The sequence below is a fragment of the Neisseria mucosa genome (genome assembly GCF_003044445.1).
GTDB lineage: Bacteria > Pseudomonadota > Gammaproteobacteria > Burkholderiales > Neisseriaceae > Neisseria > Neisseria mucosa_A.
Genome location: NZ_POWX01000053.1, coordinates 1 through 264 on the forward strand (window position 1 = coordinate 1; position 264 = coordinate 264).

The 264-nt window shown below is 45.5% G+C and carries 1 protein-coding gene; it reads left to right on the forward strand.

The annotated features are described in order from the left end of the window. The coding region (locus DBY90_RS12490; protein WP_185952217.1) for a hypothetical protein at positions 1-264 on the forward strand (264 nt) is incomplete at both ends.

The following is a 264-nucleotide window of genomic DNA, read 5'->3' on the forward strand; positions in this document are numbered from 1 at the left end:
AAAGCGGCAATCGCTGAAAATACTGCCAAACTTGAAGAGCAAAAAGAAGCTAACGAAGGCTTCAACAATGCGATCGCCAGCTTGGATAAAGACATCGGTGATCTCGCATTAGCCGGTAAAGCAGCAGCTGACGCTTTAGAAGCTAACCGTCAAGACATTGATGCCAACAAAGCGGCAATCGCTGAAAATACTGCCAAACTTGAAGAGCAAAAAGAAGCTAACGAAGGCTTCAACAATGCGATCGCCAGCTTGGATAAAGACATC